Genomic DNA, 23,711 nt, shown 5'->3' with positions numbered 1-23,711 from the left:
CCGGGCTAACTCCGGTCGACGAAGTTCTTGAACGCATCCGCGTAATCCGGATGCCAGCGCGACAGCGGCGGACGGTTCTCGACGATGTCGCCGGCGGCCCAAAGCATGCGCTTCTCGTCGAGCGCGCGGGGTACATCGTTATCCGGGCAGAGGATGTAGAAATCGCCGGCCTCGAGCCGCGCGATCATGAAATCGACGGTCTGCTCCGGCGTCCACGCGCCGGCCGGCTTCTCGGTGCGGCCCTTGGCGGTGAGGTTGGTGAACACGAAGCCGGGGATCAGCAGATGCGCGGTGATGTGGCAGTCTTTCGTGTTGCGCAGCTCGTGCTGCAGCGCTTCCGTAAACGCCTTCACGCCGGCCTTGGAGACGTTGTAGGCGGGATCGCCGGGCGGGGTGGTGATGCCCTGCTTGGAGCCGGTGTTGATGATCAGGCCGGCCTTGCCGCGCGCGATCATGTTGGGCGCGAAGATGCGCGCGCCGTTGATGATGCCCCACATGTTGACGCCGATGATGCGCTGCCAATTGTCGGGTTCGCCGAACATTGTGCTGCCCGGCTGGATGCCGGCATTGTTCATCAGCAGATCGGTGCCGCCGAAATGCGCGCCCACGGCGCGTTCCAGTTCCGTCACGCTTTCGACCCGGCTGACGTCGATCGCGGACGTCATCACATTCGCTGCACCCGCAATCGATGACAGTTTTGTTGCGGCCTCGGCCAGCCGGCCCGCATCGACATCGGCGATGCACACCTTCATCCCGGCGCGCGCAAACGCCATGGCGGCGGCGAGACCGATGCCGGATGCACCCCCGGTAATCACGGCAACATTGCCCTTGGTGATGACAGGATGCGGCATGGCTATTCTCCGGGACATGGCGTTGCGTTCGGTCGAGCTATAACATGGCACGCGCACGAGCCTGTACAAGTCGGCATGGGAGATCTTCGTTCCGCGCCGCCTTTACGCTCATCCGGCACCGCTGTATTCTGCGCGACCTAACGATCGAGCCAGATCGAATCCAATCAATGAGCTAACCTAGGGAGTGCAGCCATGGCTGTGTCGCAGGCTATTCCGATCACGCGTCATCCGTTCGCCAACGGCTCCTACAAGCAGATGCTGATCGACGGGAAGTGGGTCGATGCCGCTTCCGGCAAGCGCTTCGAGACCCATAACCCCGCCACCGGCGAGTTGCTCGCAACCGTGGCTGAGGGCGACAAGGAAGACATCGACCGCGCGGTCGCCGCCGCCCGCCGTGCCTTCGAAGGACCCTGGAGCAAGGTCAAGCCGTTCGAGCGGCAGAATCTGCTGCTGAGGCTCGCCGACCTCGTCGAGAAGAATTTCGACGAATTGTCGCAGCTCGACACGCTCGACATGGGCGCGCCGCTCAGCCGCACCCGCGCCTATCGCCTCCGCGCCGTCGGCATGCTCCGCTACTATGCCGGCCAGACCACCGCGATCCACGGCGAGACCATCGAGAACTCGCTGCCTGGCGAAATCTTCTCCTATACGCTGAAGGAGCCCGTCGGTGTCGTCGGCGCCATCATTCCCTGGAACGGCCCGCTCACCGCGACGCTCTGGAAAATCGGACCTGCAATCGCGACCGGCTGCACCGTGGTGCTCAAGCCCGCCGAAGAGGCGCCGCTGACCTCGCTGCGCATCGCCGAGCTCGCGATGGAAGCCGGCATTCCGCCCGGCGTCGTCAACGTCGTGCCGGGCTACGGCGAGACCGCCGGTGCCGCGCTCGCCTCGCACCATGACGTCGATAAGGTCGCCTTCACCGGCTCGCACATCACGGGCCAGTCGATCATCCGTGCCTCGGCCGGGAACCTCAAGCGCGTCTCGCTCGAGCTCGGCGGCAAGTCGCCGGACATCGTGTTCGCGGATGCGGATCTCGATGCCGCCGTGCCGGGCGCGGCCATGGCGGTGTTCGCCAATTCGGGGCAGATCTGCAGCGCCGGCACGCGCCTGTTCGTCGAGCAGTCGGTCTATGAAGAGTTCGTCGGCCGCGTTGCCGAGTTCGGCAAGAAGCTGCAGGTCGGCAACGGCCTCGATCCCAATGTGCAGATTGGCCCGCTCGTGTCCGAGGAGCAACTCAAGCGCGTCACCGGCTATCTCGACATCGGCCAGAAGGAAGGTGCGCGGGCGCTTGCCGGCGGCGGCCGCGTCACGGAAGGCGCGCTTGCCAAGGGCTTCTTCGTCTCGCCGACCGTGTTCGCCGGCGTCCAGGACAACATGCGCATCGCGCAGGAAGAGATCTTCGGTCCCGTCATCTCCGCGATCGCGTTCAAGGACATGGACGAACTGGTCAAGCGCGCCAACAACACCACCTTCGGCCTCGGCTCCGGCCTGTGGACGCGTGATGTCACCAAGGCGCATGCGGTTGCGAAGCGTCTGCGTGCCGGCTCGGTGTGGGTGAATTGCTATCAGGCCATGGACCCCGCAGTGCCCTTCGGCGGCTACAAGATGAGCGGCTACGGCCGCGAGTCCGGGAAGCAGCACGTCGAGGAATATCTCAACGTCAAGGCCGTCTGGGTCAAGACGGCGTAAGGCCTGTTCTCTGCCGCGTTCCGCGCGAGGGAATATCTGCTTTTGTGAGGGGCGGCGCCTTTTCCGGTGGCCGCCCCTCGCTATATGATCCGCATCCTTTCAAAGACATCCGGGGCCCCCATGAAATTCAAGGCGTTGTTCCAACCGTTGCAGGTCGGTCCGTACAAGCTCGCGCATCGCGTCGCGATGGCGCCGCTGACGCGCATGCGCGCGGAGCGCGAGAGCTTTTCGCCGCGGCCGCTCAACGCCGAATATTACGGTCAGCGCGCTACGCCTGGCGGCCTGCTGATTGCCGAAGCCTCTCCGGTGCTGTCGCAAGGCCGCGGCAACCCGGCAACCCCCGGTATCTATTCGGAGGCGCAGATCGCCGGCTGGCGCAGGGTGGTCGACGCCGTGCATGCCAAGGGCGGCATCATCTTCCTCCAGCTCTGGCATGTCGGCCGCGTCTCGCATTCCTCGTTCCATGGTGGTGAGCTGCCGGTGTCCGCTTCGGCGATCCCGATCAAGGCCGAAGGCATGCGGGCGATGACCGCCGACGGCAAGATCGCCGAATACGAGACGCCGCGCGCGCTGGAGACGGACGAGGTCAAGGGCATCGTCGAGGCTTTCCGGCAGGGCGCGAAGAATGCGCTCGCCGCCGGTTTCGACGGCGTCGAGATCCACGGCGCCAACGGCTATCTGCTCGAGCAGTTCCTGCAATCGCGCAGCAACCAGCGCACCGATCAATATGGCGGCTCGATCGAGAACCGAACCCGTCTGCTGCTCGAAGTGACCCAGGCCGCGATCGACGTCTGGGGCGCGAACCGCGTCGGCGTGCGGCTGTCGCCTCACGGTATCGCCAACGATTCCGCCGATCCCGACCCGATGCCGCTCTACACCCATGTGGTGAAGGCGCTCGACAAGCTCGGCCTCGCCTATCTGCACTTGATCGAGCCGCGCTCCAGCGGCGCCGGCCGTGCCGACGTCCACTGGGAGAACGTGCCGTCGGCCATGGTGCTGTTCCGTCCGCACTACAGCGGCGTGCTGATGACCGCGGGTGGTTTCACCGGCGAGACGGCGAATGCCGCGATCGCAGACGGCCACGCCGACATCATCGCCTTCGGCCGCATCTTCATCTCCAACCCCGATCTGCCGCGTCGGCTTGAGCACGATTACCCGATCACGCCGTATAACCGTGCGACGTTCTATGGTGGCGAGGAGAAGGGGTATACGGATTATCCGGGGTATGACGAACTGACGCCGGCCTGATCTCTCTCCTGTCATTCCGGGGCGGCGCGTAGCGCCGAGCCCGGAATCCATTCCTCTGCCTGAACCTGAGGTTCGATGGATTCTCCGATGCGCAATTGCGCATCATAGCTCGCGACTTCGTCGCGCCCCGGAATGACGATCGTGTATTGTCGCGCGCCATGACGATGAGGAGAGACCATGGCCAAAGCCGCAGTCGCCGCAGGAACTGCCACCGGCCAGTGCCTCTGCGGCAAGGTCACCTTCGAGATCGACATCCCCGCGCGCTGGGCCTGGCATGATCACTCCGCGGCCAGCCGCCGTGCTCATGGCGCGGCCTACGCCACCTATGTCGGCAGCTGGAAGAAGCGTTTTCGTATCACCTCCGGCAAGACCATGCTGACACGTTATGAAGACAAGGCGACCAAGACCGCGCGCAGCTTCTGCGCCCATTGCGGCACGCCGATCGCCTATGAGCGTCCGCGCGGTCCGCACATGGTCAACATCCCCCGCGCCCTGTTCAAGGAGCGCACCGGTCGCCAGCCGCTCTATCACATCGCGATCGAGGAGCTGCAGGAATGGGCCTATACCGGCGAGCCGCTGGTGCCGTTGAAGGGCTTTCCGGGCGTGGTCTGGCAGCGCTCGAAAAAGAAGAAGCGCGCTAGCGGCGAGGATCCTTTCGAGCTGGGTCGGGAGGAAATGTAGCCGCCGCGTACATGGCTCTCGTGCCCCGGACGCAGCGCAGCACCTCTTCGGTGATGCGCTGCTGAGCCGGGGCCCATCTCGCCGTATGGTGCCGTGTCGCCTCTTGGGTCCCGGCTCTGCGCAGCAACGCTGCGCGTTGCAGCGCGTCCGGGACACGAGAGTCGCGTTCGGCGCGCCCGCGCAAGGCAGCCATGACCACGCTTCCTTGCGCGCCTCCTGAACTTTCGGCCATCATGCTTTCAGTCCTTGCGGCAACGTCCGCTCCTTGGAGGAAACATGAAGAACAAGATCACCGGCCGTTCCGCCTTTCTCGCGCTGCTCAAGGACGAGGGCATCACGCATCTGTTCGGCAACCCCGGTACCACCGAGCTGCCGATCATGCATGCGCTGAAGGACCACCCCGATCTCACCTATGTGATGGCGATGCAGGAGAGCCTGGTGGTGGCGATCGCGGATGGCTACAGCCGCGCCTCCGGCAAGCTCGTCGCCTGCAACGTCCATGTTGCGCCGGGACTCGGCAACGCCATGGGCTCGCTCTACAACGCCCAGTTCACGGGCACGCCGATGATCCTGACCGCGGGCCAGCAGGAGCAGGGCCACGGGCTGATGGAGCCGGTGCTCTATGGCCCGCTGGTGCGGATGGCCGAGCCGCTGGTGAAATGGGCGGTCGAGGTGACGCGTCTGGAAGACCTGCCGCGCATCGTGCGCCGCGCCGCCAAGGTTGCGATGACGCCGCCGACCGGGCCGGTGTTCATCTCGCTGCCGGGCGACATCCTCAACAGCGAGGCTGGTATCGATCTCGGCCGCTCCACCCGCATCGACGCGCGCGTCAAGCCGTCGGATGAAGCGCTCAGGGCTTTTGCCGCGCGGCTACTTAAGGCCGAGCGTCCGGTGATCGTGACCATGGACGAGGTGGTCAAGAGCGATGCGCTGAAGGAGGCCGCTGAACTCGCCGAGCTGCTCGGGGCTGCCGCCTACCAATCCTCCACGCCGTATGGCTCGCACTTCCTGTCGGAGAGTCCAAGCTTTGTCGGCACGCTGGCGCGCGTGCAGAAGGTCGCGCGCGATACGCTTGCGCCCTACGACCTGCTGATCGCGCTCGGCGGCGATCCGTTGCGGATGTCCGTCTATAGCGAGGTCGATGCACTTCCCGACGGGCTCGGTATCGTTCAGATCGGCCTCGTCGATTGGGAGATCGCCAAGAATTACGGCGCCGAGATTGCGCTGAAGGCGGATGTGAAGGAAACGCTGCGCGCGCTGATCCCGGTGCTGAAGGAGATGGGCGGCGTATCGCTGGCGCAGCGTGCGAAACAGCGTCTCGCCGAGCTCGCGCCGAAGAACTGGACCGCGCGGCGTACCGTGCTGGTCGAGCAGATCGGCAAGACCGCGGGACGCAGCCCCATCGATCCCGACTATCTCGTGCTGCAAATGGTCGAGGCGATGCCCGATCATGCGATCCTCGTCGACGAAGGGCTCACGTCCAGCCGTCAGATCACTAACTTGCGTCCGCACCGCGACCGCTATGGCTATCACGGCCTTGCCTCTGGCGGCATCGGCTGGGGCTTGCCCGCCTCGGTCGGCGCCAGCATCGCCAGTCCGGATCGGCCCGTCGTGTGCTTCTCAGGCGACGGCAGCGCGATGTATTCGATTCAGTCGCTGTGGACGGCCGCGCACCACAAGCTGCCGCTCAACGTCGTCATCGCCAACAATGGCGGCTACCGCATCATCAAGCAGCGCCTGCTCGCCTTCCATGGCGATGACAATTACGTCGGCATGGATTTTGCCGATCCGCCCGTGGATTTCGCCGGCGTGGCGAAGGCGCTTGGCTGCGAGGCGATCAAGATCAGCGATCCCCGTGAGCTGAAGGCAACGCTGGCGTCGGCGTTCAACCGGCCGGGGACCAAGCTGATCGAGGTGATGGTGGACGGGAAGGTGTAGGCGCCGCGTGCTCCGCTCTGCTCCCTCCCCCGCAAGGGGGGAGGGAACGCAGTGGTGATTGCGGATGTAGTTCGGCTGAACGCGTAGCTGGGGCCTACCCCTTCTTCCCCACCCGATACCCAGCCGCCGGATGCGGCGCGTCGAGCCGGGCGCGGCCGTCGCCGAACAGTTTCTCGCGCAATGTCCCCTTCGCATACTCGGACTTGTAGCGCCCGCGCTTGGTCAGCTCCGGCACCAGCATGTCGGCGATGTTCTCGAAATCGCCGGGCGAGATCGCAAACGCGACGTTGAGACCGTCGACGTCGGTCTTCTCGAACCAATCCTCGATCTTGTCGGCGACGCTTTCCGGCGTACCCACCACGACCGGGCCGGCGCCGCCGATGCCGACATGTTCGATGACGTCGCGCACGGTCCAGACGCGGTCGGGGTCGCCGCGGGTGACGTTGTCGAGTGCGCTGCGGCCGGCATCGTTCTGGACGTGGCGGACCTGCTGGTCGAGCTCGTAGCCGGAGAAATCGATGCCGGTCCATCCCGACATCAAGGCAAGCGCGCCTTCCGGATTGATGTGCGACCGGTAGTCGGCATATTTCGCCGCAGCTTCCGCTTCGGTGTTGCCGAGGATGATCGTCATCATGTTGAACATCAGGATCTCGGCCGGGTTGCGGCCGAACTTGGCGGCTTCCTCGCGGATCGCGGAGACCCGCGGCGCAATGATCTTGGCCGACGGGCCCGACATGAACACGCATTCGGCGTGCTTGGCGGCGAACTGCCGCCCGCGCGGCGACGTCCCGGCCTGGTACAGCACCGGCGTCCGCTGCGGCGATGGCTCGCTGAGATGGATGGTGTTGTTGATGCGGTAATTCGCGCTCTCATGATTGACGCGATGAACCTTGCCGGGATCGGTGAAGATGCCGCGCTTGCGGTCGCGCAGCACCGCGTCGTCCTCCCAGCTTCCTTCCCAGAGCTTGTAGACCACCTCCATATATTCGTCGGCGATGTCGTAGCGGTCGTCATGCCCGGTCTGCTTGTCCTTGCCGGCGCCGCGTGCGGCGCTGTCGAGATAGCCGGTAACGACGTTCCAGCCGATCCGCCCCTCGGTCAGGTGGTCGAGCGTCGACATCCGCCGTGCGAACGGGTAGGGCGGTTCGAACGAAAGGTTGCTGGTGACGCCGAAGCCGAGGTTCTTGGTGACCGCGGCCATCGCCGAGAGCAGAAGGAGCGGCTCGTTCGACGGTGTCTGTGCTGCATTGCGCAAGGCTGCGTCAGGGCTATTGCCATAGACGTCGTAGACGCCGAGCACGTCGGCGAGGAACAATCCGTCGAAACGACCGCGTTCCAGTGTCTTGGCGAGATCGATCCAGTAAGGCAGGCGGTTATATTCGGCGGTGCGGTCGCGTGGATGGGTCCACAGGCCCGGTGATTGATGCGCGACGCAATTCATCGCGAATGCGTTGAGCCTGATCTGCTTGGCCATGCTGGTCCCCTGGCGCCCTGTACTGAGCGCTCTTCGAATGATAGATGTGCGCCCCAACTTGGCGACGTTCTTGCATATGCTTGGGCATTGGCAAGGCCAAAATCAGCGGTACTCCAGCCCTTGGCAAGCCAATCTCAAGAGCGCAAGAACGAAATCGCAAGATCGACCCAAGAACTATCCAGTCCCCGCCACTTTCGAGGCCCAGTGTAGCCCGCTACGCTCTCCCGCTTCGAAACCTTGAAAACGAAAGCAATGACCAGAGCCGACGCCATCGCCCGCGCCCGGGACGACTTCCAATCCGGTGCGTTCCTCGCTGAACTCGACCGCCGCGTCGCGTATCGGACCGAAAGCCAGAATCCGTCGCGCGGTGCCGAGCTGCGCAGCTATCTGGAACAGGAGATGGTGCCGGCTTTTGCCGCGCTCGATTTTACCAGCCGTCTGGTCGAATCCCCGAGCGGCAAGTCGCCATTCCTGTTCGCCGAGCACCATGAGAGTGAGTCTGCACCAACCGTGCTGATCTATGGCCATGGCGACGTCGTCGACGGCATGGAAGGCGAATGGCGCGATGGGCGCGATCCCTGGCGCACGACGGCGGCAGGCATTCGTCTCTATGGCCGCGGCACGGCCGACAACAAGGGCCAGCACAGCATCAACATGGCCGCGCTCCGCGCGGTGCGCGCGGCCCGCGGCGGCAAGCTCGGCTTCAATGCAAAATTCATCGTCGAGATGGGCGAGGAGATCGGCTCGCCTGATCTCGGCAAGGTCTGCGACCTCAACCGCGACGCGCTCAAGGCCGATCTGTTCATGGCCTCCGACGGGCCGCGGCTGTCGGCCGATCGGCCGACGCTGTTCCTCGGCTGCCGTGGCGGCATCCGCATCCATCTCGACGTGGCCTTGCGCGACGGCGGCCATCATTCCGGCAATTGGGGCGGCGTGCTCGCCAACCCCGCGACCATCCTGGTCAACGCGATTTCGACGCTGGTCGACGGCCACGGCCGGCTTCAGCTCGATGCCCTCAAGCCGCCGCGGCTCACCAACCAGATCCGCAGCTATCTTGCCGATGTGCAGGTGGTGCCGACCGAGGACGAGCCGGCGCTTGCGGAGAATTGGGGCGAGGACGGTCTGTCCGCGGCCGAGCGGCTCTATGCCTGGAACACGCTGGAGGTTCTGGCGATGTCGTCGGGCAATATCGGGAAGCCGGCGAACGCCATTCCCGGTCACGCCAATGCCGTGCTGCAACTGCGCTTCGTGGTCGGCACCAAGGTTGATGGCCTGATCGATGCCGTCCGCGCCCATCTGGTCGCAAAGGGCTTTCCGATGGTCGAGGTGCGGGCGGCGCAGAGCTTTGCGGCCTCGCGCACCGATTTCGACAGTCCCTGGATCAAATGGGCCGCGGATTCAGTCCAAAACACCACCGGCAAGGCGCCGGCGGTGCTGCCGAACTTCGGCGGCTCGCTGCCGAACGACGTGTTTTCCGAGATCCTGGGCCTGCCGACGATCTGGGTCCCGCACTCCTACCCCGGCTGTTCCCAGCATGCGCCCAATGAGCACATCCTGCTGCCATTGACCGAAGAGGCCTTGACGGTGATGGCCGGGCTGTTCTGGGATCTCGGCGAATTGCCCAAGCCACTCGCCTGAGCCCGTTAACCTGAGCCGGCATCCAGCCGAAAGTCACATTCTAATCCGGGCCCAGATGTGCTTGCATCCGGCCGCATCATCCTGAAAGGGGAGAAAAAGTGAAACATTTCCGTCACATCGGCCTTGCGCTCGCCGCGACCTTTGTCGTCAGCCAGGCCGGCGCCGAAGAGCTGACCGGCACGCTGAAGAACATCAAGGACACCGGCGCGATCACGCTGGGCTTCCGCGATTCCTCGATCCCGTTCTCCTATCTCGACGACAACCAGAAGCCCGTCGGGTTCGCGATGGACATCTGCTACAAGATCGTCGACGCCGTGAAGAAGGAGCTCAAGCTCGACAAGCTCGAGGTGAAGCTCAATCCGGTGACCTCGGCGACCCGTATCCCGCTGATGGCGAATGGCACCATCGACCTCGAATGCGGCTCGACCACCAACAACGCCGACCGCCAGAAGCAGGTCGCCTTCACCAACACCCACTATCTGACCGCCAGCCGCTACGTCTTCAAGAAGTCGAGCGGGCTGAAGTCGATCGACGATCTCAAGGGCAAGACGGTGGTCTCCACCGCCGGCACAACCAACATCAAGCAGCTCACCGAGGCCAATGTCGCCAAGAGCCTGGGTGCCAATATCATCCCGGCCAAGGACCACGCCGAAGCCTTCCTGATGGTCGAGACCGACCGCGCAGTCGCCTTCGTGATGGATGACGTTCTGCTCGCGAGCCTGGTTGCCGGCTCGAAGACGCCGGACGACTACGTCATCTCCAAGGACGCGTTCTCCAAGCCTGAGCCCTACGGCATCATGCTGCGCAAGGACGACGCTGCCTTCAAGAAGGTGGTCGATGCGGCGACCGCTGCGCTCTATACCTCCGGCGAAGGCCAGAAGATCTACGACAAGTGGTTCACCGCCAAGATCCCGCCGAAGGGCCTGAACCTCAACACGCCGATTTCGGCCGAACTGAAGAACGAGTTCGCAAAACCTTCGGACTCGCCGAACCCGGACGACTATAAGTAAGATATACCTCGATCCCTCGGGATCGGGATCATGTCCGGCCACTCTTGACACCAGAGTGGCCGGACATTTGCATAGGCGCCCAGAACTTCTTTCGAGCCAATTTTGATTGGCGCGTTCGCGCGGGGGACACGTGAACTACCACTGGAACTGGGGAATTTTCTTCGAGCCGAACCCGATGGGGACCGGCACCTATCTCGACATGCTGCTGTCGGGGCTGGTGCTGACCCTGAAGACGGCGGTGCTCGCCTGGATCATCGCGCTGATCTTCGGCTCGATCGTCGGCGTGATGCGGACGCTGCCTTCCAAGGCCGCCGGCTGGTTCGGCTTCTGCTGGGTCGAGTTCTTCCGCAACATGCCGCTGCTGGTGCAGCTGTTCCTGTGGTTCTTCGTGCTGCCGGAATTGCTGCCGAAGGCCGCCGGTCTGTGGCTGAAGCAATTGCCGAACGCGCCGTTCTGGACGGCGGCGATCGGCATCGGTTTCTTCATGTCGGCGCGCGTCGCGGTGCAATTGCAGGCCGGCATCTCCTCGCTGCCGCGCGGGCAGAAGATGGCCGCGACGGCGCTTGGTCTGACCACGGTGCAGGGCTATCGCTACGTGCTGCTGCCGATGGCGTTCCGCATCATCCTGCCGCCGCTGACCTCGGAGTTCCTCAACACCATCAAGAACACCGCGGTCGCCATCACCATCGGCCTGATCGAATTGACCGGACAGGCCCGCTCGATGCAGGAATTCTCGTTCCAGGTGTTCGAAGCCTTTACGGCTGCGACCATCCTCTATCTCCTCGTCAACGCCGTCGTCGTGACCGCGATGCGCTATCTCGAGCGCTACGTCGCGATCCCCGGCTACATCACGGGGAAATAGCACCATGTTCAGCAATTTTGATTTTGGCGTCATCATCCGCGCGCTGCCCTATCTGTTCTATGAGGGCATGACGTTCACGCTGATGCTGACAGGGCTCGCGGCGCTCGGCGGCCTCGTGTTCGGCACCGCCATCGCCCTGATGCGGCTGTCCGGCTACAAGACGCTCGGCCGCATCGCCGGCCTCTATGTCGACTTCATGCGCTCGCTGCCGCTGGTGCTCGTGATCTTCTGGTTCTACTTCCTGGTGCCCTATATCGGACAATGGGTGACCGGTGCCTCGCGGCCGATCAGCGTCGGCGCGTTCGCCTCCTCGCTCATCACCTTCATCATGTTCGAGGCGGCCTACTTCTCCGAGATCATGCGCGCCGGCATCCAGTCGATCTCGCGGGGGCAGCCGGCCGCGGCCAGCGCGCTCGGCCTGACCTATGCGCAGACCATGCGCTACGTCGTGCTGCCGCAGGCGTTCCGCAACATGCTGCCGGTGCTGATCACGCAGACCATCGTGTTGTTCCAGGACACCTCGCTGGTCTACGTGCTGTCGATTACGGACTTCCTCGGGGCCGCCAGCAAGGTCGCGCAGCGCGACGGCCGTCTGGTCGAGATGTATCTGTTCGCCGCAATCGTCTATTTCACCATTTCCTGTATCGCGTCCTTCGGCGTCCGCCGCCTCCAGACGCGCATCGCCATCATCCGCTAGAGCAAGTCGGTCATGATCGAAATCAGCCACGTCAACAAATGGTACAGCCCGACCTTCCAGGTGCTGACCGACTGCACCACCAGCGTCACCAAGGGCGAGGTCGTCGTGGTCTGCGGCCCTTCGGGCTCGGGCAAGTCGACCCTGATCAAATGCGTCAACGCGCTGGAGCCGTTCCAGAGCGGCGACATCTCGGTCGACGGCACCAAGGTCAACGATCCCAAGACCGACCTGCCGAAGCTGCGCTCACGCGTCGGCATGGTGTTCCAGCATTTTGAGCTGTTCCCGCATCTGAAGATCATCGACAATCTCTGCCTCGCTCAGCAGAAGGTGCTGGGCCGGTCGTCCGACAAGGCCGTGGCGAAGGGCATGCAACTGCTCGAGCGCGTCGGCCTGAAGGAACAGGCCCAGAAGTTTCCGGCACAGCTTTCCGGTGGCCAGCAGCAGCGTGTCGCGATCGCGCGCGCGCTCGCCATGGATCCGATCGTGATGCTGTTCGACGAGCCGACCTCGGCGCTCGACCCCGAAATGGTGAGCGAGGTGCTCGACGTCATGGTCGACCTCGCCCATGACGGCATGACCATGATGGTCGTGACCCACGAAATGGGCTTTGCCCGCAAGGTCGCCAACCGGGTGATCTTCATGGACCGCGGCGAGATCGTCGAGGACGCGCCGAAGGACGATTTCTTCGGCAAGCCCCGCAGCGACCGCGCGCAGAAGTTCTTGTCGAAGATCTTGTCGCACTAGCCACTTCCTCCGTCATTCCGGGGCGCGCGTCGCGCGAGCCCGGAATCCATAACCACCAGCTGAGGTTATGGATTCCGGGCTCATTCGCTTTGCGAATGCCCCGGAATGACGGATCGAGGGTTTATCGCGCGCTTCAAATCCCCTATACCGGTCGATAAATCCCCCTTTTTCTGGAGACCAGCCTTGGATTCGACCGCCTACGTCAATGGCTCATTCGTCCCGCTCTCGGACGCGAAGGTCTCGGTGCTCGACCGCGGCTTCCTCTTCGCCGACGGCATCTACGAGGTCTCGGCTGTGCTCGACGGCAAGCTGGTCGACAATGCCTCGCATCTGGCGCGGCTGGAGCGCTCGGTCGGCGAGATCAAGCTGAAGCTTCCGGAGACGGTCGAGCGCATCACCGAGATCCAGAAGGAGCTCATCGCCCGCAACAAGGTGGTGAACGGCCTGGTTTATCTCCAGGTCACACGCGGTGCCGACAAGGGCCGCGACTTCGCGTTCCCCAAGGGCGAGATCAAGTCGAGCCTGGTGATGTTCACCTCCGAAAAGGACATCATCAATGCAGAGGCTGCCAAGACCGGCATCAACGTAATCACAGTGCCCGACATCCGCTGGGAGCGGCGTGATATCAAGAGCGTCGCGCTGCTGGCGCAGGTGCTGGCAAAGCAGGCGGCTGCGGAAGCCGGCGCCGGCGAGGCCTGGATGCTGCAGGACGGCTACGTCACCGAAGGTGGCTCGTCGTCGGCATTCATTCTCACCAAGGACGACGTCATCGTCACCCGCAAGAATTCAAACGCGATCCTGCCGGGCTGCACCCGCAAGGCCGTGGTCGCGCTCGCCGAAGAGCGCCAGCTCCGCGTCGAGGAGCGGTCCTTCACGGTGGAAGAGGCGCTCGCCGCCAAGGAGGCCTTTGCGACATCGGCCTCGCTGTTCGTCCAGCCGGTGGTGGCGATCGACGGCAAGAAGGTCGGCGACGGCAAGCCCGGTCCACTCGCAACGCGGCTGCGTGAGATCTATGTGGAGTTCGCAAAGGCGACGGCGGTTTAGGCTCGGAGCCATCCGCCATACACTGCGCTGTCATCGCCCGGCTCGACCGGGCGATCCAGTATTCCAGAGACGGTTGTGATTGAATCGATGGGCTGCGGCGTACTGGATGCCCCGGTCAAGCCGGGGCATGACAGTTCGCGTGATAGCACCTACGCCACCGACGCCTTCACCTTCACCGGATGAACCGCGCGGAATGCGATCGCCAGCCTGTTCCAGGCGTTGATGGCGCCGATCAGCATGGTCAGGTTCACCGTCTCCGCATCGGAGAATCGTCCGCGGACCTCTTCGTAAACGTCGTCCGGCGCGTGCGTTTCCGCGATCAGCGTCACCGACTCGGTCCAGGCCAGCGCGGCGCGCTCGCGGTCGGTATAGAGCGGGGATTCACGCCAGGCGTTGAGCAGATAGATACGCTGCTCGGTCTCGCCGCGTTTGCGCGCATCCTCGGTGTGCATGTTGATGCAGAAGGCGCAGCCGTTGATCTGCGAGGCCCGGATCTTGACGAGCTCGATCAGCGATTTCTCGAGTCCGGTGGACTGGATCTGCTCTTCCAGCGCCATCAGCGCCTTCATCGTCTCGGGGGCGGCCTGGTAGAAATTCATGCGGGGTTTCATGGTCGTTCTCCTTGCTTGAGTTGGTCTCTTGGGTTGAGGTCAGTGGGCCCCGCCGGCCGAGACATGGCCGGGCTTCTTCAGGAAGAGGACGGCGATCAGGGCCACGATCAGCGCCATGCCGAGCAGATAGAAGGTGTCGCTGAAGGCGAAGATGTAAGCCTGCTTCTGCACGATATGGCCGATCGCGACATAGGCGCGATGCGACGCGTCCGCACGGTCGGGCACACCGTGATTGATGAAGTACTGCGTGAGCTGCTCCAGCCGCGTGCGGGTGGCCTGTTCGAACACCGAGACCGACTGCATCAGCACGTTGGAGTGATACTGCTCGCGCTTGGTCAGCACGGTCTGCAGCAGCGCGATGCCGACGGCGCCGCCGAGGTTGCGCATCATGTTGAACAGGCCGGAGGCCGAGCCGGCATTCTCCGGCTCGATGCCGGCGGTTGCCACCGCAGACAGCGGCGCCAGAACCAGCGCCTGGCCGATGGCACGGACGATGTTGGGCCACAACAGCTGGTCGGAACCGTAGTCGTTGGTCATGTAGATGTTCATGAAATTGGAGCCTGCGAACAGGACGAAGCCGATGCCGATGATGATCCGCGCGTCGAACTTCTGCATCAGGCGCGGCACCAGCGGGATCAGCACGAGCTGCGGCAGGCCAGTCCACGCCAGCACCATGCCGATCTGCTCGGCATTGTAGCCCTGGATGCGCGCCAGATATTGCGGCAGGATGAACACCGAGCCGTAGAGCGCGACGCCGAGCAGGAAGTTGGCGAGCATGCCGAAGCCGAAATTGCGGCGGACCAGCAGGCGCAGGTTCAACAGCGGCTTCTTCACCGTCAGCTCGATGATCAGGAAGGCTGCGAGCGCGACCGCCGCAATGACGCTGAGCTTGACGATGAAGGGCGAGCCGAACCAATCGTCCTTGTTGCCTTCCTCCAGCACGGTCTGCAGCGCGGAAAGGCCGATCGCCATGGTGATGATGCCGGCCCAGTCACCATCGCGCAGCAGCGACAGCTGCATCGGCTTGGCGTCGAGCGCATACCAGAGCATGCCGACCATGATCGCGCCGGGCACGAGGTTGACGTAGAAGATGTACTGCCAGCCGAGATTCTCGGTCAGATAGCCGCCGATGGTCGGGCCGATCGCAGGCGCAAACGTCGCCGACAGCGCGAACAGCGCAAGGCCGACCGGCTGTTTTCCACGCGGCAGCAGCGTGATGATGAGCGTGAAGGCCATCGGGATCAGCACGCCGCCGGTAAAACCCTGCACGGCGCGCAACACGATCATCTGCGGGAGGTCCTGCGCCAGCGCGCAGGCCGCGGAGAGAAGAAGGAACAGGATCGCGTTGGTGAGCAGATAGATCCGGATCGAGAACACTTGCGCGAGCCAGCCGGAGAGCGGGATCACCACGATCTCGGCGATCAGGTAGGAGGTCGAGATCCAGCCGCCGTCATCGATGCCGGCGCCGATCGCGCCCTGGATGTCGGCGAGCGAGGCGTTGACGATCTGGATGTTCAGCACCGCCATGAAGGCGCCGAGCGTGGCGCCGATCACGGCGATCCAGGTTTTGGCGGAGACGGCCGGCGTTGCGGGAGCCGCGGCGGGGGCGGGGAGATTGGCGGCGGAAGCGGTGTCGAGGGTCGATTGAAGCGTGCTCATGGAAGCCTCCTCTCGGTTACAGAGACAGGATGCATTAGGCGGATGGTTTCGATAATCGTGGAAGTCCGGGAAGGATCATCCGGCGGGACTTGATAATCCTTGCCGGGATCCCCCTGAGCGTCAGCCGCCGGTGCCGCGCGGCGCGTTGTCGGCGATGCGCTTGGTCGTCTCGCGCTCGGCCACCACGGTTGCCTTGGTGTCGACGGTCGGCACCGCCGACATACCGGGCCGCAGCAGGCCGGTGAGGCTGTGATCGTCGAGCACGATCTTCACCGGGACGCGCTGCACGATCTTGGTGAAGTTGCCTGTTGCGTTGTCGGGAGGCAGCAGCGCGAATTCAAGCCCGCTCGCCGGCGAAAGGCTGTCGACATGACCGTGCAGCGTGCGATTCCGAAAACTGTCGACGATCAGCTCGACCGGCTGGCCGGCGCGCACATGCGTGAGCTGGGTCTCCTTGAAATTCGCGACCACATAGACCGCGTCGAGGGGCACCACCGCCATCAACTGCGTGCCGGCCTGCACGTACTGGCCGACGCGCAATGAGCGGGCGCCGACCGTGCCCTCAACCGGCGCGGTGATCTCGGTGTAGGACAGGTTCAGCTCAGCCTGATCCGCGACTGCGCGGGCGTGATCGAGCTGCGCCGTGGCCTGGGCACGCTGGGTGGTCAGAACGTCGACCTTGCGCTGCGCGGCGACCAGGCCCGACCTGGCGTGCTGCAATTGCGCGTTGCTGGCGCGGAGCGCCGCATCGGTCTGCTGCGCGCGCTGGATCGTGCCCGAGCCCGACTTCATGAGGTCGTCGTAGCGGGCGCGCTCTTCCTGCGCGAATTTCAGATTGGCGTCGGCAGCCGTGACGTCGGCGGTGCTCTGCTCGATGATCGGCTGTTGCAGTTCGAGCTGGGCATCGAGGTTGCGAACCGAGGCTTCGGCCGCGGCCACATCCGCGCGAGCCTGGCCCAGTGCCGCCTTGAAGTCGCGGTCGTCGATCTTGGCCAGGAGCTGGCCGGCTTTGACCTTCTCGTTGTCGCCGACCAGCACCTGGGCGATGTAGCCCGACACTTTGGGAGCGATGATCGTGGAATCGGCCTTCACATAGGCGTCGTCGGTTGTTTCCAGGTAGCGGCCGGTCGTCAGGTAGTCGTAGCCAAAGTCACCGGCCGCGGCGACGCCGAGCACCAGTGCCAGCGCGAGGGCTGCCCGCTTGATCGCCTTGCGGGATGGCTTGAGGCTGATTTTGTCAGTTGTTTCAGTGGTATAAGTGGCGTTCGACATGGCACCCTCGGAATTTCCATGCGCCTGTTTCAGACCAGTGCGCTCTTGATGGCTGCAAGATGCGTTGTCCCGGCCGTTGTGATAATCCCGGAATTGATGGAAGCATTATCCAGCCATGGCGGATAATCGGAGCCTCAACGCATGGACCGCTTCACCAGCCTGACCGCCTTCGTCCGCGTGGTCGAAAACGGCGGTTTTTCCGCCGCCGCCCGCCGCCTCAACATGTCGACCACCATGGTGAGCAATCACGTCCAGGCGCTGGAAGACCGGCTCGGCGTGCGGCTGCTCAACCGCACCACGCGTAAAGTGAGCCTCACCGAAATCGGCAAGGCCTATTACGACCGCTCGACCCAGATCCTCGCCGATCTCGAACAGGCCGACGACATCGCCGGCGCGCTGCAATCGGCTCCGCGCGGCACGCTGCGCATCCACACCGCCACCCACATGGTGCCGTTCGTCGCGCCCGTGATGGTCGAGTTCCTCGCGACTTATCCGGAGGTCAAGGTCGACCTGCGCATGGGCGAGACCAATGTCGACCTGGTCGAGGAAGGCTTTGATCTCGCATTGCGCATGATCGCGCCGCCCGACTCCAGCCTGATCGTGCGGAGCCTTGCGACCTGGCGGCACGTGCTGTGCTGCTCGCATTCCTATATCGAGGCGCATGGACGCGTGCAGACGCTCGAGGAACTTGCCGAACATAATTGCGTGCGCCACATCAATTACCCCTTCGATGAATGGCGCTTCTTCGATCGCAAGGGCACGCCGGCCTCGGTGCGCGTATCAGGCAATCTGATCACCAACAGCGGCGAAGCCCTGCGTGAAGCGGCGTTGCAGGGGGCAGGCGTCAGCCTCGCGGCCGGATTCCTGGTCGGCGACGATCTCGACGCCGGCCGGCTGGTGCGCCTGTTGCCGGAATATCGGCCGGTCGAGATGTCGATGAATGCGGTCTATCCGCATCGCCATCATCTGTCGGCGAAGGTCCGGACTTTCATCGACATGCTCGTGCATCATAGCGCCGAGCAGCAGAAGCTGATCAATCCGTATTCGTGAAGCCAAGTTGACGGTGCCGCAGGGCGGGCAAAGGCGCAACGCGCCGTGCCCACGGCCTCTCCGTCATTGCGAGCGTAGCGAAGCAAACCAGAATCCCTCCGCAGAGAGATACTGGATGCTTCGTCGCAAGTGCTCCTCGCAATGACGGAGAGGTCGTGGGCACGCTTTCGCTTTGCCCACCCTCCAGGTGCATCAACGCGGCGCGGGCAGCCGTCCGAACACGGCATCAAGCGCGACGCCGATCCCAAGCAGCCGTTCGTCGCTTCCCGCGGGGCCGTCCAATTCAAGCCCGATCGGCAATTTGCTGGTCTCGCCCAGCGCGATCGGAATCTGGATGCCGGGAATGCCGGCATTGCTGCCGGGATCGGTGTTCTGGATGAACAGTCCGAAATTCTCCAGACTGCTGGACTCCGGATTGGACGCGATCGCAACTTGCGGCGTGGTGGGAAAGGCGATGGCGTCCAGCCCGTTGTTTGCAAAGGTCTGCTGATAGAGCGCCTGAAGCGCCGGCCTCGCGATAGTGATGGCGTGGTCATAAAGCGGCTTTGCATCAACGAAGCTGCCGTCGGGCGCCGGCAATTTGCGCGGCAGCACCAGCCCTTCATAGGTGCCCTTGACGTCGGCGCTCGCGATCTGTGCGACCATTGCCTCGATGGTTATGCCTGTGCCGGTGCGCTTGAGGTAGGCGACCATGTCGTCATAGGCCTCGTAGAGCGCGACCGGAAATCCGACCTGGCCGTTAAGCGCGGCAAGCCCCGGCATCTCGACGTTGACGAAAGTCACGTCCAGCGACTCCAGCCTGTCGATCGCATCCCAAAACGCCGCCTCGGTATCCCCGTCGAGATTGACGTGCATGCTCTTGATGAGACCGATGCGCACCCGTGTGAGATCGGCCGGCGCAACCGCATCGCCGCCGGCAATGACGCGATCGAGCAGCGCAACGTCCGCCATGGTGGCCGCCATCGGGCCTGCGGTGTCGCGGGTGTGCGAGATCGGCGCGATGCCGGCTTGCGGATAACGGCCGACGGTCGGCCGCAGCGAGGCGCAACCGTTCAGTGCACCCGGCACGCGCACGGAGCCACCGGTGTCGGTGCCAAGCCCGCCCGCCACGATCCGCGCGCCGATTGCCGCGCCGGTTCCGGAAGACGAGCCACCGGCGATCAGCGCGCGGTCATAGGCGTTGCGGACGCCGTATTCGGCGCCGGTCTTGAACGCCGTGTTGTAGCCGGAGATGCCGAAAGCAAGCTCGTGCATGTTGGTCTTGCCGATGATGACGGCGCCCGCGGCCCGCAACTTCGCCACGACCGGCGCGTCAGCGCCTGGAATGAAGCTCTTCAGCCCCGGCGTTCCGGCGGTGCACGGCAGTCCGGCCACCTCGATGTTGTCCTTGATCACGATGGGGACGCCGCCGAGCGGTCTGTTTCCGGCGCCCGCGCCTTGCGTGTCGAACGCGACGGCGGCCTTGAGGGCACCTTCCTCATCCAGAGTGACGAAGGCGTTCAAATCGGCGTTGGCCTTGGCACGGGCTAGCGCCTCGGAGGTGAGCGCGTGGCTGGTGATTTTCCCCGCGGCGAGCTCGGCCGCAGCCTGGGTCAGGGTCAACTGGTCGTATTCCATGATGCGCCACCTGATTGCAGGACTCCATGAGGGAGCCTCTTCAATCCGGGAGGCTGAAGCCTCGGTTGCGTCACGTCAACCGGTGGCACGCATCTTTGCCGATGAAGATTTCGCCAGAGCGGCGAGCAGCCGCTCGACCTCGGGCTTCACCTTGGCGATCGCGACGTCCTTCACGGGGCCGTAGCCGCGGATCTCCATCGGCGTTTTCGCGATGGCGACGAGATCGGGCAGACCCGCCGTTGCGAGCCGGTTCAGAATTTGCGCGACGACGTCCTCATACCAGCCGATCAGCTCCCGCTCGGTCCGCCGTTCGGCGGTGTATCCGAACGGATCGAACGGCGTCCCGCGCAATCCCTTCAGCCGCGCCAGCATGGTGAGCGGCCTTTGGATCCACTGGCCGAAGGCGCGTTTGCGCGGGCGGCCGCGCGCGTCGCGGTCGGACGGCAGGAAGGGCGGAGCCATGTGATATCTGACGCTGAAGCCATCCTCGAATTCGCGCTTCAGCTCGTCAAGGAAGCCGCTTTGCATGTGCAGGCGCGCGACCTCGTATTCGTCCTTGTAGGCCATCAGCTTGAACAAGGCGCGGGCGACGGCCTCGGTCAGTGCTTCGCTGTTGAGCGGAGCCTCGGCACTGCGGACTTCTGCCACGAGCGCTCGATAGCGCCCTGCGTAGGCTTCGTTCTGGTAGGCCGTGAGGAAATCGGCGCGCCTGGCGATGAGCTGGTCGAGCGTCTCGGCCTCGGGCCGCTCGTTCGCCTTCGGCAAAAAGTCCGGATCGGCTGCGGCGATCCGGCCCCAGGCAAAAGCCTGCTTGTTGCGTGCGACCGCAACACCATTGAGCTCGATCGCGCGCAGCAGCGCCGATAGCGAAACCGGCACCAGTCCGCGCTGCCAGGCAAAGCCAAGCATGATGATGTTGGCATAGACGGCGTCGCCCAGCAGCCGCTCGGCCAGGGCATTGGCATTGATGCAGTCGAGATTGTCGCTGCCGACGACCTGCCGGATCGCGCGCAGGCGGGCGGGGGACGCGAGATCGGCGTCGCGGAAACGGACGACGTCGCCGGTCGGCATTTCCGCGGTGTTGATTGCAGCGCGCGTGCCGTGGCGATAGGTGCCGGATGCCTTCGGCGAGGAACTGACGACGAGGTCGCAGCCGATCAGCGCATCGGCCGCGCCCTGATCGATGCGGACCTGGTGTAGCGCCTCCGGACTCGCGGCGAGGCGGATGTAGCTCAGCACAGGCCCGAACTTCTGCGCAAAGCCGGTAAAGTCCAGCACCGAGACGCCGCTTCGTTCCAGATGCGCGGCCATGCCGATCAGCGCGCCGACGGTGATCACGCCGGTGCCGCCGACGCCGGTCACGAGCAGATCGTAGGGGTGATCGAGCGTGACGGGGGCGGGCAGGGGAAGCGTGGCCGCGCGGCCGATCGCATCGATCTGGCTTGCGCTCTTCTTCCGGCGCGTCGCGCCTTCGACGGTGACGAAGCTCGGGCAAAATCCATTGAGGCAGGAAAAATCCTTGTTGCAGGCCGACAGATTGATCTGCCGCTTGCGGCCGAATGGCGTCTCCTTCGGCTCGACGCTGAGGCAATTGGATTCGACCGAGCAGTCGCCGCAGCCCTCGCAGACGAGATCGTTGATGTAGGCAAAGCGCTTGGGATCGGCCATCTGTCCGCGCTTGCGCCGGCGCCGCTTCTCGGTGGCGCAGGTCTGCTGATAGATCAGCACCGAGACGCCATTGACGTCGCGCAGTTCGCGCTGCACAGCGTCCATCTCCTCGCGCGGATGGATGGTGACGCCGAGCGGCAGGTCGGCGGGCGAAAACTGCGCGGGATCGTCCGATACCAGCGCGATGCGGTCCACGCCCTCGGCGCGGACGCTGTGCGCAATGGCATGCACGCTGACGGGGCCATCGACCGGCTGGCCGCCGGTCATGGCGACGGCATCGTTGAACAGGATCTTGTAGGTGATGTTGGCCTTGGCGGCGATCGCCTGCCGGATCGCCATCGAACCGGAATGGTAGTAGGTGCCTTCGCCGAGATTCTGGAAGATGTGCTTGTGGCCGGTAAATCGCGACGACGCCGCCCAGTTCACGCCTTCGCCGCCCATCTGGATCAGCGAGGAGGTCTCACGTTCCATCCAGCTCGCCATGAAATGGCAGCCGATGCCCGCCAATGCCTTCGATCCTTCGGGCACTTTGGTTGAAGTGTTGTGCGGGCAGCCGGAGCAGAAATACGGCGTACGCGTCGCGCCTGCGACGTTGATCGTGCGCTCGGCCTCCGGCGACAGCGCCGCCGCCCGCGCGGCAAGATTGAGGCCCGGAAACATCGGATCGAGCCGGCGGGCGAGCACGGAGGCCAGCGCGCGCGGCGACAATTCGCCGATCCAGGAGATCAGCCGCGCGCCGGTTTCGTCGTGCTTGCCGACCATCCGCTCGGGCTTCGCGCCGGGATAGTCGTAGAAATATTCCTTGAACTGGCTCTCGATGATGCCGCGCTTCTCCTCGACCACGAGGATCTCGCGCTTGCCCTTCACGAAATCCATGGCGTCATGCAGCGCCAGCGGCCAGACCATGCCGACCTTGTAGATGTCGATGCCGATGCTGCGGCAAGCGGCCTCGTCGAGGCCCATCAGTCGCAGTGCTTCCATCAGATCGAGATGCGCCTTGCCCGTGGTGACGATGCCGTAGGTGGCGTTGGGAATGTCGTAGATGTGGCGATCGATCGGATTGGCTTTGGCGAAAGCGTAGACCGCGTGCTTCTTGGCCTCCAGCCGCTCCTCGATCTGCGGGCCCGGCAGATCGGGCCAGCGATAGTGCAGTCCGCCCGGCGGCGGGGTGAAGTCGGGCGTGCGGAAGATGCGCGGCCGGCGCAGCGCGACGGATGCGCCCGACTCGACGATCTCCGAGATCGCCTTGAAGCCGACCCACATGCCGGAGAAGCGGCTCAGCGCGTAGCCATATTCGCCGAATTCGAGATATTCGCTGACGCTCGCGGGATGCAGCGTCGGCATGAACCAGCTCATGAAGGCGACGTCGGACTGGTGCGGCATCGAGGACGACACGCAGCCATGGTCGTCGCCGGCGACCACCAGCACGCCGCCATGCGGTGACGAGCCGTAGGCATTGCCGTGCTTGAGCGCATCGCCGGAGCGATCGACGCCGGGACCCTTGCCGTACCAGAGCCCGAACACGCCATCGACCTCGCGATCGGTTTGGGTCTCGACCTGCTGCGAGCCGAGCACAGCGGTCGCCGCGAGGTCCTCATTCACGGCGGGGAGGAATTCGATGCGGTCCTGCTTCAATCGCTGCTGGATGCGCCAAAGTTCGAGATCGATGCCGCCGAGCGGGGAGCCGCGATAGCCGGAGATGAATCCGGCGGTGTTGAGCCCCGCGGCGCGATCGCGCCTGACCTGGTCGAGCGCAATGCGGACGATGGCCTGCGTGCCCGTGAGGAAGACGCGGCCGTCCTCGCGGTCGTAGCGGTCGGAGAGTTCGTAGACGTCGAGTGACGGAATGGCGTCCATGGCGGACCTCGCGCGGCATTCTGCCGAATAGGCAAAGGGTAGGCCCGGCGGGCTGGTAGGTCCTACCTATTTTTCCCGTTGGTGGTGCGAATTCGGTATAA

The 23,711-nt window shown here is 64.3% G+C and carries 19 protein-coding genes; 11 read left to right on the top strand and 8 right to left on the bottom strand.

What is annotated here, in order from left to right; all coding sequences use genetic code 11:
* Window positions 1-5: 5 nt before the first annotated feature.
* Complete coding sequence (locus NLM31_RS39335) at window positions 6-851, bottom strand: SDR family NAD(P)-dependent oxidoreductase (RefSeq protein WP_254134529.1); 846 nt, start codon at window positions 849-851, stop codon at window positions 6-8.
* Window positions 852-1,043: 192 nt separating this feature from the next.
* Here NLM31_RS39335 and NLM31_RS39330 point away from each other — a divergent pair, with 192 nt between their 5' ends.
* Both NLM31_RS39330 and NLM31_RS39325 read left to right on the top strand, forming a co-directional pair.
* Complete coding sequence (locus NLM31_RS39330; RefSeq protein ID WP_254195713.1) at window positions 1,044-2,540, top strand: aldehyde dehydrogenase family protein; 1,497 nt, start codon at window positions 1,044-1,046, stop codon at window positions 2,538-2,540.
* Window positions 2,541-2,660: 120 nt separating this feature from the next.
* Complete coding sequence (locus NLM31_RS39325; protein ID WP_254195712.1) at window positions 2,661-3,788, top strand: alkene reductase; 1,128 nt, start codon at window positions 2,661-2,663, stop codon at window positions 3,786-3,788.
* Window positions 3,789-3,799: 11 nt separating this feature from the next.
* Here NLM31_RS39325 and NLM31_RS39320 read toward each other — a convergent pair whose 3' ends face one another.
* Window positions 3,800-3,973, bottom strand: a complete 174-nt coding sequence (locus NLM31_RS39320; RefSeq protein WP_254134526.1) for a hypothetical protein — start codon at window positions 3,971-3,973, stop codon at window positions 3,800-3,802.
* Here NLM31_RS39320 and NLM31_RS39315 point away from each other — a divergent pair.
* Window positions 3,966-4,469: a GFA family protein gene (locus tag NLM31_RS39315; protein WP_254134525.1), complete on the top strand. Its 504-nt coding sequence runs from the start codon at window positions 3,966-3,968 to the stop codon at window positions 4,467-4,469. The two genes, NLM31_RS39320 and NLM31_RS39315, sit on opposite strands and share 8 nt — an antisense overlap.
* A 276-nt stretch (window positions 4,470-4,745) precedes the next feature.
* Window positions 4,746-6,407, top strand: a complete 1,662-nt coding sequence (locus NLM31_RS39310) for a thiamine pyrophosphate-binding protein (RefSeq protein ID WP_254195711.1) — start codon at window positions 4,746-4,748, stop codon at window positions 6,405-6,407.
* Between the two features lie 94 nt (window positions 6,408-6,501).
* Here the strand turns inward: NLM31_RS39310 and NLM31_RS39305 are convergent, their stop codons facing one another.
* Window positions 6,502-7,881, bottom strand: a complete 1,380-nt coding sequence (locus tag NLM31_RS39305; RefSeq protein WP_254195710.1) for an LLM class flavin-dependent oxidoreductase — start codon at window positions 7,879-7,881, stop codon at window positions 6,502-6,504.
* A 252-nt stretch (window positions 7,882-8,133) separates the two neighbouring features.
* On the opposite strand from NLM31_RS39305, the gene NLM31_RS39300 reads away from it, so the two are divergent.
* From NLM31_RS39300 to NLM31_RS39275, 6 genes are all read left to right on the top strand, one after another.
* Window positions 8,134-9,519: a M20 family metallopeptidase gene (locus NLM31_RS39300; RefSeq protein WP_254134522.1), complete on the top strand. Its 1,386-nt coding sequence runs from the start codon at window positions 8,134-8,136 to the stop codon at window positions 9,517-9,519.
* A gap of 98 nt (window positions 9,520-9,617) precedes the next feature.
* A complete protein-coding gene (locus NLM31_RS39295) occupies window positions 9,618-10,529 on the top strand; it encodes an amino acid ABC transporter substrate-binding protein (protein WP_254134521.1) in 912 nt (303 codons plus the stop codon).
* A 130-nt stretch (window positions 10,530-10,659) separates the two neighbouring features.
* A complete protein-coding gene (locus NLM31_RS39290) occupies window positions 10,660-11,391 on the top strand; it encodes an amino acid ABC transporter permease (protein ID WP_254134520.1) in 732 nt (243 codons plus the stop codon).
* A 4-nt stretch (window positions 11,392-11,395) separates the two neighbouring features.
* On the top strand, window positions 11,396-12,088 hold the full coding sequence (locus tag NLM31_RS39285) for an amino acid ABC transporter permease (RefSeq protein WP_254134519.1): 693 nt from the start codon (window positions 11,396-11,398) through the stop codon (window positions 12,086-12,088).
* Window positions 12,089-12,100: 12 nt separating this feature from the next.
* The gene (locus NLM31_RS39280; protein WP_254134518.1) at window positions 12,101-12,832 is read left to right on the top strand and encodes an amino acid ABC transporter ATP-binding protein; all 732 of its coding nucleotides are present in this window, start codon (window positions 12,101-12,103) and stop codon (window positions 12,830-12,832) included.
* A 183-nt stretch (window positions 12,833-13,015) separates the two neighbouring features.
* Window positions 13,016-13,876 (top strand): D-amino-acid transaminase, encoded by an 861-nt coding sequence (locus NLM31_RS39275; RefSeq protein WP_254134517.1) that lies wholly within the window; start codon window positions 13,016-13,018, stop codon window positions 13,874-13,876.
* A gap of 149 nt (window positions 13,877-14,025) precedes the next feature.
* Here the strand turns inward: NLM31_RS39275 and NLM31_RS39270 are convergent, their stop codons facing one another.
* The 3 genes from NLM31_RS39270 to NLM31_RS39260 form a co-directional block, all read right to left on the bottom strand.
* Window positions 14,026-14,487, bottom strand: a complete 462-nt coding sequence (locus NLM31_RS39270) for a carboxymuconolactone decarboxylase family protein (RefSeq protein WP_254195709.1) — start codon at window positions 14,485-14,487, stop codon at window positions 14,026-14,028.
* Window positions 14,488-14,526: 39 nt separating this feature from the next.
* The gene (locus NLM31_RS39265) at window positions 14,527-16,146 is read right to left on the bottom strand and encodes an MDR family MFS transporter (protein ID WP_254134515.1); all 1,620 of its coding nucleotides are present in this window, start codon (window positions 16,144-16,146) and stop codon (window positions 14,527-14,529) included.
* Between the two features lie 120 nt (window positions 16,147-16,266).
* Window positions 16,267-17,418, bottom strand: coding sequence for an HlyD family secretion protein (locus NLM31_RS39260; RefSeq protein ID WP_254134514.1), 1,152 nt, complete (start codon window positions 17,416-17,418; stop codon window positions 16,267-16,269).
* 141 nt (window positions 17,419-17,559) lie between these two features.
* Between NLM31_RS39260 and NLM31_RS39255 the strand changes: the two genes are divergently transcribed.
* Complete coding sequence (locus NLM31_RS39255; protein ID WP_254134513.1) at window positions 17,560-18,468, top strand: LysR family transcriptional regulator; 909 nt, start codon at window positions 17,560-17,562, stop codon at window positions 18,466-18,468.
* A gap of 192 nt (window positions 18,469-18,660) precedes the next feature.
* On the opposite strand, the gene iaaH is transcribed toward NLM31_RS39255, so the two are convergent.
* Both iaaH and NLM31_RS39245 read right to left on the bottom strand, forming a co-directional pair.
* Window positions 18,661-20,085, bottom strand: coding sequence for an indoleacetamide hydrolase (gene iaaH, locus NLM31_RS39250; protein WP_254195708.1), 1,425 nt, complete (start codon window positions 20,083-20,085; stop codon window positions 18,661-18,663).
* A gap of 75 nt (window positions 20,086-20,160) precedes the next feature.
* Window positions 20,161-23,610 carry an indolepyruvate ferredoxin oxidoreductase family protein gene (locus tag NLM31_RS39245; protein WP_254195707.1) on the bottom strand — a complete coding sequence of 1,150 codons (3,450 nt, stop codon included), beginning with the start codon at window positions 23,608-23,610 and terminating at the stop codon, window positions 20,161-20,163.
* Between the last annotated feature and the right edge of the window lie 101 nt (window positions 23,611-23,711).

It is taken from the genome of Bradyrhizobium sp. CCGUVB4N, from assembly GCF_024199945.1.
GTDB lineage: Bacteria > Pseudomonadota > Alphaproteobacteria > Rhizobiales > Xanthobacteraceae > Bradyrhizobium.
Note: the sequence above shows the minus strand (reverse complement) of the source record. Positions and strands in the feature narration are given on the sequence as shown.

Excerpts from the sequence above, each read along its gene's own strand:
- NLM31_RS39335 (WP_254134529.1), bottom strand. The coding sequence starts at position 851 with ATGCCGCATCCTGTCATCACCAAGGGCAATGTTGCCGTGATTACCGGG.
- NLM31_RS39330 (WP_254195713.1), top strand. The coding sequence starts at position 1,044 with ATGGCTGTGTCGCAGGCTATTCCGATCACGCGTCATCCGTTCGCCAAC.
- NLM31_RS39325 (WP_254195712.1), top strand. The coding sequence starts at position 2,661 with ATGAAATTCAAGGCGTTGTTCCAACCGTTGCAGGTCGGTCCGTACAAG.
- NLM31_RS39315 (WP_254134525.1), top strand. The coding sequence starts at position 3,966 with ATGGCCAAAGCCGCAGTCGCCGCAGGAACTGCCACCGGCCAGTGCCTC.
- NLM31_RS39310 (WP_254195711.1), top strand. The coding sequence starts at position 4,746 with ATGAAGAACAAGATCACCGGCCGTTCCGCCTTTCTCGCGCTGCTCAAG.
- NLM31_RS39305 (WP_254195710.1), bottom strand. The coding sequence starts at position 7,881 with ATGGCCAAGCAGATCAGGCTCAACGCATTCGCGATGAATTGCGTCGCG.
- NLM31_RS39300 (WP_254134522.1), top strand. The coding sequence starts at position 8,134 with ATGACCAGAGCCGACGCCATCGCCCGCGCCCGGGACGACTTCCAATCC.
- NLM31_RS39285 (WP_254134519.1), top strand. The coding sequence starts at position 11,396 with ATGTTCAGCAATTTTGATTTTGGCGTCATCATCCGCGCGCTGCCCTAT.
- NLM31_RS39280 (WP_254134518.1), top strand. The coding sequence starts at position 12,101 with ATGATCGAAATCAGCCACGTCAACAAATGGTACAGCCCGACCTTCCAG.
- NLM31_RS39270 (WP_254195709.1), bottom strand. The coding sequence starts at position 14,487 with ATGAAACCCCGCATGAATTTCTACCAGGCCGCCCCCGAGACGATGAAG.
- NLM31_RS39265 (WP_254134515.1), bottom strand. The coding sequence starts at position 16,146 with ATGAGCACGCTTCAATCGACCCTCGACACCGCTTCCGCCGCCAATCTC.
- NLM31_RS39260 (WP_254134514.1), bottom strand. The coding sequence starts at position 17,418 with ATGTCGAACGCCACTTATACCACTGAAACAACTGACAAAATCAGCCTC.
- NLM31_RS39255 (WP_254134513.1), top strand. The coding sequence starts at position 17,560 with ATGGACCGCTTCACCAGCCTGACCGCCTTCGTCCGCGTGGTCGAAAAC.
- iaaH (WP_254195708.1), bottom strand. The coding sequence starts at position 20,085 with ATGGAATACGACCAGTTGACCCTGACCCAGGCTGCGGCCGAGCTCGCC.
- NLM31_RS39245 (WP_254195707.1), bottom strand. The coding sequence starts at position 23,610 with ATGGACGCCATTCCGTCACTCGACGTCTACGAACTCTCCGACCGCTAC.